Genomic DNA, 13676 nt, shown 5'->3' with positions numbered 1-13676 from the left:
GATTTGAATGTCTTCATTGCAGAAGACGATTCTCCATAGAAAGGAGGTGATCCAGCCGCACCTTCCGATACGGCTACCTTGTTACGACTTCACCCCAATCATCTACCCCACCTTCGGCGGCTGGCTCCCTTGCGGGTTACCCCACCGACTTCGGGTGTTGTAAACTCTCGTGGTGTGACGGGCGGTGTGTACAAGACCCGGGAACGTATTCACCGCGGCATGCTGATCCGCGATTACTAGCAATTCCGACTTCATGCAGGCGAGTTGCAGCCTGCAATCCGAACTGAGACCGGCTTTGCTGGGATTGGCTCCACCTCGCGGCTTCGCTTCCCGTTGTACCGGCCATTGTAGTACGTGTGTAGCCCAGGTCATAAGGGGCATGATGATTTGACGTCATCCCCACCTTCCTCCGGTTTGTCACCGGCAGTCACTCTAGAGTGCCCAGCTTCACCTGCTGGCAACTAAAGTCAAGGGTTGCGCTCGTTGCGGGACTTAACCCAACATCTCACGACACGAGCTGACGACAACCATGCACCACCTGTCTCAACTTTCCCCGAAGGGCACCTGATGCATCTCTGCTTCGTTAGTTGGATGTCAAGACCTGGTAAGGTTCTTCGCGTTGCTTCGAATTAAACCACATACTCCACTGCTTGTGCGGGTCCCCGTCAATTCCTTTGAGTTTCAGTCTTGCGACCGTACTCCCCAGGCGGAGTGCTTACTGTGTTAACTTCGGCACCAAGGGTATCGAAACCCCTAACACCTAGCACTCATCGTTTACGGCGTGGACTACCAGGGTATCTAATCCTGTTTGCTCCCCACGCTTTCGCGCCTCAGCGTCAGTTACAGCCCAGAAAGTCGCCTTCGCCACTGGTGTTCCTCCACATATCTACGCATTTCACCGCTACACGTGGAATTCCACTTTCCTCTTCTGTACTCAAGTCACCCAGTTTCCAGTGCGACCTCAGGTTGAGCCCAAGGTTTAAACACCAGACTTAAATAACCGCCTGCGCGCGCTTTACGCCCAATAATTCCGGACAACGCTTGCCCCCTACGTATTACCGCGGCTGCTGGCACGTAGTTAGCCGGGGCTTTCTTCTCAGGTACCGTCACTCCGGTAGCAGTTACTCTACCGGACGTTCTTCCCTGGCAACAGAGCTTTACGATCCGAAAACCTTCATCACTCACGCGGCATTGCTCCGTCAGGCTTGCGCCCATTGCGGAAGATTCCCTACTGCTGCCTCCCGTAGGAGTCTGGGCCGTGTCTCAGTCCCAGTGTGGCCGTTCACCCTCTCAGGTCGGCTACGCATCGTCGCCTTGGTGGGCCGTTACCCCACCAACTAGCTAATGCGCCGCAGGCCCATCCCCAAGCAGCAGATTGCTCCGCCTTTCATTCTTCTCTCAGGAGAAAAAAGAAATTATCCGGTATTAGCTACCGTTTCCGGTAGTTATCCCAGGCTTGAGGGCAGGTTGCCTACGTGTTACTCACCCGTCCGCCGCTAAGTCTGAAAGGAAGCAAGCTTCCTCTCAAACTCCGCTCGACTTGCATGTATTAGGCATGCCGCCAGCGTTCGTCCTGAGCCAGGATCAAACTCTCCAAATTGGTATTCAGAAAGAGCGATTGCTCATTTTGAAACATCTGACGAGAATTTACATTCTCATTTTTGGATCTCACTGAAGTGATCTCCGATACTCACTCGTTGTTCAGTTTTCAAAGATCAAGCTCATCTTTCGTCGCCGTTTTTTGTCTCAGCAGCGACCTTTATAATATATCACAGCGCCCTCGTTTTAGTCAACCTTTTTTTTAATTTCTTTTTTCGGCTGATTTACGACTGCATTGCTGCGCATCGTTATGTCAGAGGGACGAGTTATAATTTATCATAAGAACTGCACCCTAGTCAACCCTTAATATTCAGTTTCCTTTCAGCTCTTCTGCAAACCTGGACAAATAAAAAAAGAGAGTACACTCACCCTCTCCATTCTCCCGCTAATGCTATCTATATAGAGCTGTTACCGCCAGTAGGCGATTTGTTAACTTAAAGGGTATAACGAATGGCATGACCATCCCCGGCATCCACTGCCCACGAGGCGATCTCCCGAATTAATGAACGGGATACCAGCTTGCGAAGCACAAGCGGCAACTCTGCCTGGAGCGGGCTGAGCCCCGAATGCTGCAGAAGCTCCTTAATGCTCCACGCCTCCTTACGGCTGCCCAGGATATGAAGCAGCATGATACAGCAATCCTCCATTTTTGACATAAGGGCAAATTCACAGGCGAGCAGAATCAGTTCAATTCTCTGGTCCAGTGTCTCTGTGCTGATAGTCAACTCTTCATATAGCTTATGGACCGGGGAGTTCAAGCTTTTCACCTGTCCCCATACTGCCGGTTCCGGGAAATACCCCGCTTCACTCACTTCAATGCGCGCCCAATGATACAAGGCAATGAGTACGCAATTATAGGCATCCATGGTGCAGCCTGCTTCAATATAACGCTTGGACTTAATATACATATGTAAAAAACGGGAGAATTCCATGAACAGCACCCGTTCTTTGAGCGGGCCCTCAAACTGGGTGAGCTGCTTACGCATCTCCGCCAAGATCCCCTTCGGGTCCCAGAGTACCTCTCCGGATATCAGGCTGCTAAGAAGCTCGTTGTTATCTCCGGCCATAACAGCACGTTCCAATGCAGATAGACCTACATGCACCGATTGTGTCCGCTTATCACCAGCAATGCTATGGGTTATGATGCGTTCCGTCTCCTGTTCCTCATGCAGCAGAAGGACCACCATATCAAAATCGTGCAGCAGCGCACTTTGAAACGTGGCGTCTCCTCTTTGCCGCCAAGCAACGGCTCCAAGAACATTCTCTTCAAAAGTCTCCCCGCTTAATAGGGTCAAATTGGACAGTTCCATGCTTCCCTCCATCAAATTTGGCGATTTTGCGTCCGTCAGTTATAATCTCTATACATAAAGCTTATTCTACATATTCATGCCAGTTCCTCCTGAACAACCGAACTATATTTCAGTTAGGAGATCGTACTCATGAAATTTAAATCGGCCAAAATCAATGCTTTTCGCACCTGGGGACTGCTTCTGACCATGCTTGGCATGGGTCTCATGATCATGGGAACCGCAGGTATTGTATTCTGGGGCTCTGCCGGCAAAGTCGTTGCTGCTGTCGGTCTTGTCATTGGACTCGTCTCCATGATGGCCAGTCTGGCTATTTATTTTTGGGCGGGCATGCTCTCAACCAGTGCGGTTCAGGTGGAATGTCCGGAGTGCCATAAGCTGACCAAAATGCTGGGCAAAACCGACCGCTGCATGTTCTGCCACACCATCCTCACCATGGACCCTGCACAAGCTACCATTACTGCCGAAGAGCTTGAAACCCAGCAACTGAAACACTAATCCTCTCCAAGCAGTGCTTACTGACATTATGCATTTATTTAGAGACAAGGTAATGTAAGAATAGTATTGTCTGCCAAAAAAGGTGTTGTCCACTGTAGGACAACACCTTTTTTTAATGAAATCATCTTATTTAATAATTCCCTTCAATGCTTCCCATGCCTCCGGACTGGCAAAGCTACGGTTCCAGGCTGCCACACCGCCCAGCTTCAAGGACTGGGCCAGCTCTACCCGGGCTGTGAGCGAGGTGGTGTCCTCGATCCAGATTTTGCGGAGAACATCCTCTTCCTTATACTCCACGTAGTTCTGTCCGGCTTCCTTATCGAATACCGGTGTCAGCTTCTTCTCAGCGATGATCTCCTTGACCGCATTCATACTGACGGCCTTGGAGCTTACTTTGGTCTTGCCCTTCTCGGTGGCTTCCGTCCAGATCCGCGTATAGAGTGGCACTCCCAGAATTAACTTCTCTGCTGGCACCTTATCCTCCTCGATAATCCGGTTCATAGAGGTCTTAACCCACGGTAAAGAGGCTACTGATCCTGCAACCGGACTGGCTGCCCAGTGCTCGTCGTAGGCCATTACAATCAGGAAGTCGGACACGGCGGCAAGCGCCGGACGGTCGAGAAACAGGGACCACATCTCGCTCTTGGACTTCGGCGTAACATCAATAGAAACAATCAGATTACGGCTCTGGGCCATCGGCTTCAGTTCCCGCATGAACTGCGTTACGTTCGGTCCATCCTTGGTGTACACATTCTCGAAGTCGATATTAATCCCGTCTAAATTGTACAGGTCTGCATACTTAAGCATCTGCACAATGGCATTCATCCGATTGTCATACGTGGATAAGGCTTCAGTGGTCAAATCGGGTTCAAAGCTGTTGCTCAGCAGCCCCCATACCTCCATCCCCTGATTATGCGCCCAATCTACATAAGAGCGGTCCGCCTGGCTACGCACATTCCCCTTCACATCAATAATGCTGAACCAGGTGGGGCTAACCACATTAATTCCAGGCAAGGCTGCGAATTTGGCGGGATTAGGCTTGCGTTCATACACGGCTTCCCAGAACATGTTTACCGGCTTATCCTTCCAGCTGCGCTCCGCGCGCGTAGGTATTGCGGGCTTTTTCTCTACAGTTCGGGTACCGTCTACGGTAATATCATCCGCCTTGGCGTAGCCCGAATAACCATTATCAAGCTGAGCGTATACCCAGTCCTTGGTGTCCGTGTTCCAGATCCGTACAACATCCCCAGGATTCATATCCGCCAAAATCGGTGCATGCACCGAGGGCTCACTGCGCAGGGCTTTCGTTTTCCCGCCTTCTTTGCCCTTCACCTTGCCAAGCGGCACCGATTCACCTGCAGTCATTAGCAGCACTGCACCGGTATTCGTATCCTCTTCGATCTCGAAGCCGTACAGATTCTCCAGTGTGTCTACCGGAAGATAGGTCACTTTATCTTTAACCTCGGGAGCAAGCCGAAGCTGCAGAGGTTCATTGTTCAGAGCTGCGGCCTTGGATTCCTCCTGCATGTACAACAGACTGCTGTCCGTTGAGAGGATGACTGATTTGCTCTCTTTTTCATAGCGGATAGAAGGATCTACATATTCCTGCAAAAAAGGCAGCGGTAACAGCAGTCCGTCCCCCGTACCCGATGCTGAATAGCCTGTAAGCTGTCCCTTCACAAAAATCGGCTTGTCCAGCCCCTTCCAGTCCGGGTCCAGATGCTGGCGGTTCGGCAGTACATAATAAACAACCCAAAAGGCTGCGGCGGCTATGATGACAAGTCCCAATAAGCGGCGAGTAAGACTTCCACGCTTTGTGACGCGTCTTTGTCTCTGTCTTCTGTCCAAAATAGGTCCTCCAAACCATTCGTTGAATTTTAAAAGCAGGCAACACTTCTGTTAAGTATACGCCATGCAGGCGAGCTTGGTTGCGCGAATCTCTTGGAAGGTTTGTATTTTTGTAACAGCTTGATTCTCTCTTCATATAAAAAAGCGTGCAGAATCCGCATTCGGACTCTACACGCTTATAGGTATCATTCCATTCAGTGCTGCTTCTCGCCGCAGCCTTTGCACACACCGTACAGCTCCATACGCAATCCATGAATCTTGAAGCCTGTGGCCCGTTCGGCCTGCTGCTCTACCTCATGAAGAGTGGAATAGCTGAAATCCTCAATCTTGCCGCATTCCTGGCAGATAACATGATAGTGATCAGATACATTGGCGTCGAAACGGCTGGAATTATCACCGTAGGTCAGCTCACGGACCATACCTGCTTCCATGAACATCTTAAGATTGTTATACACAGTTGCCACACTCATGCTCGGAAACTGAGGCTCAAGTGCCCGGTAAATATCGTCTGCTGTAGGATGATTCATCGCTTCCATCAGATACGTTAGAATCGCATGACGCTGAGGCGTAATACGGACACCGGTTGTCTTGAGTTGCTCCAATGCATGCTGTACGCCACTACCCATCCATGCCACCGCCTTTAATTATACAACTTAATAATAATTCTAATGTAATTGTATGACTCTGCTTTCAACGTTGTCAATGAAGTCATTACATTATATTCATTATTATATAATAAAAATTCCTTATTTCAATATTTGCTCACATTTAAATTGCTGTTTCCGTCTACACGCAGCTTGAATTCACCGGTTCCAATCTGGCCGGAAAGCACTTTTTTGTCAATCACGAGCCCTGGCAGGTCTGTTACGATATCTCCATATCCGCTGGAGCCCTCCACCGTATAATTACCTGTTAGCGGCAGGAACAGTTCAATATCCCCCACTGCACTGTACACATCCCAGTCTCCCCCGAAATCCCCGGAGCGGATGCTGATCCGGCCGTTCAGGGATTCGGCATGCAGCTTGGATCTTGCTCCGGATACCTCCACATTGCCATTCTTCGTGGACAGATCCAGCACATCCCCGCTGTCATATGCCGTGATGTTGCCGACCGCCGTTGACAGCTTCAGGGCACCTCTAACGTCCCAAGCCCCCATATCGCCTCCGCTTGTCCCCAGCTCCACATTGCCCAGGACATCTCTGGTGCGCACCGCACCGTTTAAGGTTTTACCTTTTACATTGCCGTAAATGCGGTGCAGAATCAGCTCCCCGTTCCCGGTCTCCAGCGAGATGTCGGCAATGGCTTCCACATTCTGCAGGGTAATTCCGCCATTCATCGTACGGACGTTCAGGTCGAACCGCCGGTCTTCCGGCAGGGAGATATCCAGGTTGATCCGCGGCTGGCGTTTGCCGGATTCACCGTACGCCTTACTCTGGGGTGTGATCTTGATTGTCGTACCTTCCGTCACCTCGACAAAGGACTGGTCCGCTATGGCTTCCGCCTGCACCCCGTCCAGCTGGTCTACCCAGACGGTTGCCGTAATCTCAATATCCTCCACAGCAGCCCGGTGAATGAGAATGTCTCCATTAATAGCGTCAATATTGACCTTGGAGGTGTTCAGTTCCACCGGAACCATCAGCGGAGCCTTCTGATATGAGCTTCCTTCCGCTTCCCCGTAATCGACTGCCGCCACGGTCAGGTTAAGACTCACCTTGTTCCACAGATGCAGATAGTGCTCCTGCTCGGTTACAATAAACACACAGGCAGCCAGTATTACCGCAGAGAACAATCCCCGCAGATCCATCCGCGCTCTTCCGGCAGTACCGCTCTGCTTCAGACGGCGGAAAAGTATATAGATCAGCAGATACTCTACTCCCCATAATACCGGAATGATAGGCCACCATTTGAGCAGCAGCATCATATAATCTGTTCCATCACGCCAGTCCAGGAGAAGCAGGATTCCGACAGCAGCCAGCGTTACTGAGGCTGTATATCTGCCGATCCGCCGCTTCTTCCGCTCCTTGTCCTGACGCGCTATGGAGTCCCTGGCCATCTCTCTGATCCCCATAAGAAGGCCGAGGCCTATCAGCACCACTGCAACGGCAGCACCGGCAGAGGTCTCAATGAATCCCCGAAGCCAGGGCGGCTTTTGCTGGAAAAGAAAGAGCATCGCCCCGCCGATAAGCAGCAGGAGGCCAAAGGAAATCCCCGGCTCGCTGATCCTTACCCGGCGTCTTGAGGTTGTTGTACCGGACTGGATGGTCTCCAGCTCTTCAAGATCATGCTCAACAGGAAACCGCAGAATCAGGTCTGCGTTCTGAAGCGCGTCAAACACATTATAGAAGTATAACACCGGAATCAGCAGCCCCAGTAAAATCAGCAGCGGTACATTGATTTGCATCCCGATAGATGAGAAATACAGCAATGCCACAATATCCAGCACAATAAGGAAAATGACAGAAACCCCTTTGCGGAGCAGCCCGAGATAGAGATGTCCCGTGCCGGGAAGCACTGCAGCAAGCAGGCCGGCTATAAATTTACGTTTACGCGGACGGCGTTTGGGACGGGGAGGGATGTAGGGATGGTTCAATTCTACGTCAGCTTCAGACAGCGGCAAGCCTGCCTCATTCTCTTCTTCCCGCACGGAAAGCTCCTCATGATTCTGATGGCCGGAACTCATTCTCGGTACTCCTCCTTTCTAAATTGGGATGTACTTGTCATTTCAGCCTGCTTGTCCGGTGGAATTCCAGCAGCTCTACTCCAGGAACCACCTCTTCGGACCCGACAGGAATGAACCCGTGCTTGGTATAGAGCGTCACTGCCGGAAGGTTCAGCTTCCCCGTAGATACGATAAACTGCTCCATCTCCGCGTAACGGACAAAGATAAATTCTAACAGTCTTCCGGCCACGCCTTGGCGGAAATGGTCCGGGCTGACCATCATCCGGGTAACGGTTAGCTTGCCGGGAGACTCCTGGGTGACTGCAACAGCGCCGAGCAGCTCCTCCGTCTCATCGAAGCAGCCGTAGAACTCCTCTGTAACCCGGCTGAGCATGTCCCTCGTCTCCAGCAGCGGCGGTATGTCACGAAACCCGATGATCTCCGCCTCCAGGCGGTATGCCTTATGCTGAAGGCTCCATAGCTCATCCAGCGTGATCTCATCCTGCAGATTCAGCTTCACTATTGTATCCATCCGTACATTCCCCTTATATACTGCACAGGGGCCTGCCGTTGCCGACAAGCCCTGTGCCCAAGATTCTATAATCTATTACCCAATCTAGCTGTTCAGCACTTCTGCTAGCAGTGTGTTCACAAGACCCGGGTTAGCCTTCCCTTTGCTCGCCTTCATGACCTGTCCTACAAGGAAGCCGATCGCTTGTTTCTTGCCGGCCTTGTAGTCTTCGACAGATTGCGGATTAGCAGCGACCACTTCCTGTACGATTTTCTTGATCGCACCTTCATCACTGATCTGCACCAGACCCTTTTCTTCAACGATAACTGCCGGCAGCTTGCCGCTCTCCAGCATTTCTTTGAACACGGTCTTGGCAATTTTGCTGCTGATGGTTCCGCCTGCGATCAGGCCGATCATCTCGCCCAGCCCCTGCGGCGTAATCTTCACCTGGGATAACTCCAGATTATTGCTGTTCAAATACCCCAGCAGATCGCCCATCATCCAGTTGGCGACAGCCTTGGCATCCTGCGTGAAGGCAAGACTGCCCTCGAAGAAGTCCGCAAGCGGCTTGGAGGAAGTGAGCACTCCGGCATCATAGGCAGTCAGACCAAACTCCTCACTGTACCGGGCCTGCCGGGCATCCGGCAGCTCAGGGATCGTGGAGCGGATCGCTTCCTTCCAGTCCTCGCCAATATGCAGCACAATCAGATCCGGGTCCGGGAAATAACGGTAATCATGGGCTTCCTCCTTGCCGCGCATGGACAAGGTCTTGCCTCCCGCTTCATCCCAGCGGCGGGTCTCCTGTACAACGATTCCCCCGTCATCCAGAATCTCCCCCTGACGGAACTGCTCATACTCCAGCCCGCGCAGAACCCCGCGGAAGGAGTTCATATTCTTCAGCTCGGCCCGGATGCCAAATTCCTCCTGCCCCACCGGCCGTAGGCTGATATTGGCATCACAGCGCATCGAGCCTTCTTCCATCTTCACATCCGATACATCGCAATACTGCATAATGGCGCGGATCTTCTCCAGGTAAGCACGCGCTTCCTCCGGTGAACGCAGATCAGGCTCCGAGACAATCTCAATAAGCGGAGTGCCTACCCGGTTGAAGTCAACCAGTGAAGCAAATCCTCCATCCACGTGAGTCAGCTTGCCCGCATCTTCCTCCAGATGAAGACGGGTGATCCCGATCCGTTTGGTCTCTCCATTCACTTCAATATCAATCCAGCCGTTCAGGCCGATAGGCTGATCAAATTGCGAAATCTGGTAGGCCTTCGGGGAATCGGGGTAAAAATAGTTTTTGCGGTCAAACTTGCTGACATCGCCGATCGTACAGTTCAGAGCCATTGCCGCTTTCATGGCATACTCTACCGCCTGGCGGTTAAGCACCGGCAGTACACCGGGGTGGCCGAGACAGACCGGACAGGTATGGGTATTAGGCGGAGCGCCGAATTCTGTGGAGCAGCCGCAGAAGATTTTGGACTTGGTATGAAGCTCCACATGAACTTCAAGCCCGATGACCGTTTCATATTTAGACATAGATAATCTCATCCCTTAAAAGTTTTGTGGGCATATACTCAAACTATATAAGAAGCACTAAAGAAATAAACAAAAAGCAAAAGAAACGGAGGGGAAATTTGGAACTGTAGGAGCGGTAGCGACCGCCTTTGTCACCGGATTTCAACCGCGAACAGCGGTATTAATCAAGAAATCTGGGGACAACAGCGGCCGGAAGTCCAAATGTTCACCGCAGTGACGATGTAGCTTCAAGTTCAAATCTTAAGTGCATCTTAATATAAAAGCTACATTTGCGGGCGGGCCTTGTGATGCTCTGTATGTTGTTCAAAGGCATGCGCAACGCGCAGTACCGTACTCTCATCAAACTCCTTGCCGATAATCTGCAAGCCGACAGGCAGACCTTCAGCGAACCCGCAAGGGATGCTGATAGCAGGAATACCGGCCAGGCTGACAGGAATGGTAAGGATATCATTCAGATACATGGTCAGCGGATCTTCGGTCTGCGAGCCCAGCTTGAAGGCTGTGGTTGGCGCAGTCGGGCCGATCACGACATCATATTTCTTGAACACTTCATCAAAATCCTGCTTAATCAAGGTGCGCACCTTCTGCGCCTTCAAATAATAAGCATCGTAATATCCGGAGCTTAGCGCATAGGTGCCGAGCATGATCCGGCGTTTGACTTCAGGGCCGAAGCCCTGGCTGCGGGAGTTATGGTACAGATCCAGCAATCCACCCCCATCATCCACACGCACTCCGTAACGGACACCGTCAAAACGGGCCAGGTTGGAGGAAGCCTCGGATGAGGAAAGGAGATAATAAGCGGCTACGGCATATTCGGTATGCGGAAGGGAAACCTCTTCCCACACTGCGCCTAGGCCCTCCAGCACTTTGAGTGCTGCGAGCACCGATTCGCGGACCTGGGCGTCCACACCTTCACCCAGGTATTCCTTCGGTACGGCAATCCGCAGACCTGAGATGTCACCAGTCAGCGAACTCAGATAATCAGGTATGCTGACCTTGGCCGAGGTGGAATCCTGGGCATCATAACCGGCAATCGCCTGCAGTACATATGCAGAATCCTCAACGCTGCGGGTAATTGGACCAATCTGATCCAGGGAGGAGGCAAAAGCCACCAGCCCGTAACGGGAGACCAGGCCATAGGTAGGCTTAAGGCCGACTACTCCGCAGTAGGAAGCCGGCTGGCGGATCGAACCGCCGGTGTCGGAACCAAGTGTAAAGAATACCTCTCCGGCCGCAACCGCTGCTGCCGAACCGCCGCTCGAACCGCCTGGAACACGCTCCAAATCCCATGGATTGCGCACAGCGCCGAAGCTGGAATTCTCATTGGACCCGCCCATGGCGAACTCGTCCATGTTCAGCTTACCTATAGTTACGGCATCAGCCTGACGCAGCTTGGAAACTACGGTAGCATCATAAATCGGCTGGAAGTTATTAAGGAACTGGCTGGCACAGGTGGTGCGCAGACCTTGGGTCACAATATTATCCTTGATTCCGGCGGGCAATCCGAATAACAGACCACGCGCAGCTCCGGTTGCCAGCTTGTCATCAAGCGCACGTGCCTGATCGCGGGCCCCCTCTTCATTCAGTGTCAAAAAAGCATGAACCTTGCTGTCACGTTCCGCAATGACGGACAGGGATTCTTCAGTCAGTTCACGGACCGAGACCTCTTTACTGTGCAGCATGTTATGTACTTCAGGTAGTCGATATTGAAACAGGCTCAACTTGCTTCCTCCTCTCAGGGTATGGTTATTCCAGAACAGCGGGAACCTTGAAGTGTCCCTCTTCATGTTCCGGTGCGTTAAGCAGCGCTTCCTCTTGGGTCAGGCTCTCCTTCACCACATCGTCACGCATCACATTGCTGACTTGCAGCACATGGGTGGTCGGCTCTACATTCTCAGTATCCAGCTCATTCAATTTCTCGGCATATTGTAAAATAGCATTCATTTGTTCGGTGAAGGTAGCCTCTTCTTCCGGGCTTAATTGCAGTCGGGCCAGCTTGGCCACATGCTGCACATCTTTGACGGTGATGCTCATAATGGATATCCCTCCTGTTTAAAGGGCTAAAGCGCCCGGATAACGTTTTTAATTATAGGGTAGACGGCCTTACAATTCAATGCGCTTGTCGATTGAGGGGGATATATACAGCAAAAGACCCGCACCTGCTGATTGTGGCAGCAAGCGGGTCTTGAGTGCTTAAGCTTAATCCGGCTAATGATTCATCCGGTAATACAGATCATTCCAGCGCAGCTCATTCTCAAGTGAAATCAGGGTGCTGGAGGTGTCGATGACAAGGCACTCGACTCCTGCCATGCGCGCCCAATCCCGGAGCTGTTCACTTGTTGTATGGAAGGAAAAGGCGAAGTGATGTGCACCCCCGGCCAGAATCCAGGCTTCCGATGCACGGGTCAAGGACGGCTCCGGCTGCCAGAGGAGGCGCGCTACCGGCAGATGAGGCATTCTATGTTCATTCTGTACGGCATTCACTTCATTGACGATCAGGCGGAACCGGTCGCCCATATCCACCAGTGTGGCATTGATTCCTTTGCCGCTGGCTCCGTTAAATATTAGACGCGCCGGAGCTTCCTTGCCGCCGACAAACAAGGGATGCACTTCAATCCTTGGTCTGTCCGCAGCCAGGGACGGGCAGATCTCCAGCATATGGGAACCCAGCACCATTTCATTGCCCTTTTGCAGATGATACGTATAATCCTCCATGAAAGAGGTCCCTTGATTACCAGCCATAATCTTCATCATCCGTACCAGCGCCGCCGTCTTCCAGTCGCCTTCACCGCCGAAGCCGTAGCCTGCCGCCATCAGCCGCTGAGCCGCCAGCCCCGGCAATTGCTTCAGTCCATGCAGGTCCTGGAAGCTGGTCACGAACGCTGTATATCCGCCCTCCTCCAAAAATTCGCTCAGCGCAATCTCCATCCGCGCCTGTTCACGGATGGCTTCCCGTTCAGCGCCATCGGCGCGACCCTGATCCGTAAAATCGTACAATTCGGCGTATTCATCCATCAGTGCACGCAGTTTGGCATCACTTACACTCCGAACCCGTTCAGCCAGATCGCCGGCCGGATAGCCGTTGACCGTCCACCCCAGCTTGATTTGCGCCTCCACCTTATCGCCTTCCGTCACCGCAACATCACGCATATTGTCGCCGAATCTGGCGATCCTCATCGTCTGGCTCCCGGTATAGCCCGCCGCCGTCTTCATCCACCCTCTGATTCTTGCACGCACCTCTTCATCCTTCCAGTGGCCCGCAATAATCTTTCGGGCCATGCGCAGGCGGGCGCCGATGAACCCGAACTCACGGTCGCCGTGCGCCGCCTGATTGAGGTTCATAAATTCCATATCAATACTGTCCCAGGGAATCTCGACATTGAACTGGGTATGCAGATGCAGCAGCGGCTTGCGCAGCTGGGTCAGCCCCGAGATCCACATTTTGGCCGGTGAGAAGGTGTGCATCCATGTGATCACCCCCGCGCAGGTCCCGCTGGAATTGGCTTCAAGACAAACTCGCAGAATCGCTTCCGGAGCCGTGACCGTTTCGCGGAATTGGATCGGATACGGAAGACCCCCTTCGCGGTTTAGCTCCTCCACCATTTTCCTGGAGTTCTCCTCCACTTGCTCAAGTACTTCCTCTCCGTACAAACCTTGGCTCCCTGTTACAAACCAGAATACATAAGGCTTAGCCTGCAGCATATCAAATTCCTCC

10 protein-coding genes and 1 rRNA gene are annotated in these 13676 nt (G+C 52.2%); 1 reads left to right on the top strand and 10 read right to left on the bottom strand.

The features are described 5' to 3' along the window. Window positions 1-39 precede the first annotated feature (39 nt). Window positions 40-1600, bottom strand: a 16S ribosomal RNA gene (locus MKY64_RS32830). Window positions 1601-2033: 433 nt separating this feature from the next. Then, entirely contained in the window at window positions 2034-2909 is an 876-nt protein-coding gene (locus MKY64_RS32825) for a nucleotidyltransferase-like protein (RefSeq protein ID WP_209880024.1), read from the bottom strand. Window positions 2910-3038: 129 nt separating this feature from the next. Between MKY64_RS32825 and MKY64_RS32820 the strand changes: the two genes are divergently transcribed. After that, complete coding sequence (locus MKY64_RS32820) at window positions 3039-3404, top strand: DUF2614 family zinc ribbon-containing protein (protein WP_076080530.1); 366 nt, start codon at window positions 3039-3041, stop codon at window positions 3402-3404. Window positions 3405-3530: 126 nt separating this feature from the next. Here MKY64_RS32820 and MKY64_RS32815 read toward each other — a convergent pair whose 3' ends face one another. The 8 genes from MKY64_RS32815 to araA all read right to left on the bottom strand — a co-directional run bounded on the left by MKY64_RS32815 (window position 3531) and on the right by araA (window position 13663). Then, complete coding sequence (locus MKY64_RS32815) at window positions 3531-5252, bottom strand: glycosyl hydrolase family 18 protein (protein WP_340957989.1); 1722 nt, start codon at window positions 5250-5252, stop codon at window positions 3531-3533. Between the two features lie 194 nt (window positions 5253-5446). After that, window positions 5447-5878 carry a peroxide-responsive transcriptional repressor PerR gene (perR, locus tag MKY64_RS32810; RefSeq protein WP_209880018.1) on the bottom strand — a complete coding sequence of 144 codons (432 nt, stop codon included), beginning with the start codon at window positions 5876-5878 and terminating at the stop codon, window positions 5447-5449. Between the two features lie 125 nt (window positions 5879-6003). Beyond that, window positions 6004-7932, bottom strand: a complete 1929-nt coding sequence (locus MKY64_RS32805; RefSeq protein ID WP_340957988.1) for a DUF4097 family beta strand repeat-containing protein — start codon at window positions 7930-7932, stop codon at window positions 6004-6006. 37 nt (window positions 7933-7969) lie between these two features. Beyond that, window positions 7970-8443 carry a GNAT family N-acetyltransferase gene (locus tag MKY64_RS32800; RefSeq protein WP_340957987.1) on the bottom strand — a complete coding sequence of 158 codons (474 nt, stop codon included), beginning with the start codon at window positions 8441-8443 and terminating at the stop codon, window positions 7970-7972. A gap of 84 nt (window positions 8444-8527) precedes the next feature. Beyond that, window positions 8528-9973, bottom strand: a complete 1446-nt coding sequence (gatB, locus tag MKY64_RS32795) for an Asp-tRNA(Asn)/Glu-tRNA(Gln) amidotransferase subunit GatB (RefSeq protein WP_340957986.1) — start codon at window positions 9971-9973, stop codon at window positions 8528-8530. Window positions 9974-10224: 251 nt separating this feature from the next. After that, window positions 10225-11682, bottom strand: coding sequence for an Asp-tRNA(Asn)/Glu-tRNA(Gln) amidotransferase subunit GatA (gene gatA / locus MKY64_RS32790; protein WP_340957985.1), 1458 nt, complete (start codon window positions 11680-11682; stop codon window positions 10225-10227). Between the two features lie 25 nt (window positions 11683-11707). Continuing rightward, the gene (gatC, locus tag MKY64_RS32785; RefSeq protein WP_076080520.1) at window positions 11708-11995 is read right to left on the bottom strand and encodes an Asp-tRNA(Asn)/Glu-tRNA(Gln) amidotransferase subunit GatC; all 288 of its coding nucleotides are present in this window, start codon (window positions 11993-11995) and stop codon (window positions 11708-11710) included. A gap of 174 nt (window positions 11996-12169) precedes the next feature. Then, complete coding sequence (gene araA / locus MKY64_RS32780) at window positions 12170-13663, bottom strand: L-arabinose isomerase (RefSeq protein ID WP_340957984.1); 1494 nt, start codon at window positions 13661-13663, stop codon at window positions 12170-12172. Window positions 13664-13676: the final 13 nt, after the last annotated feature.

Origin of the sequence: Paenibacillus sp. FSL R7-0210, assembly GCF_038009085.1 — a bacterium.
In the GTDB taxonomy this organism is placed as follows: domain Bacteria; phylum Bacillota; class Bacilli; order Paenibacillales; family Paenibacillaceae; genus Paenibacillus_AQ; species Paenibacillus_AQ silagei.
The sequence above is the reverse complement of the archived record's forward strand: the minus strand, read 5'-3'. Positions and strand labels throughout refer to the sequence as shown.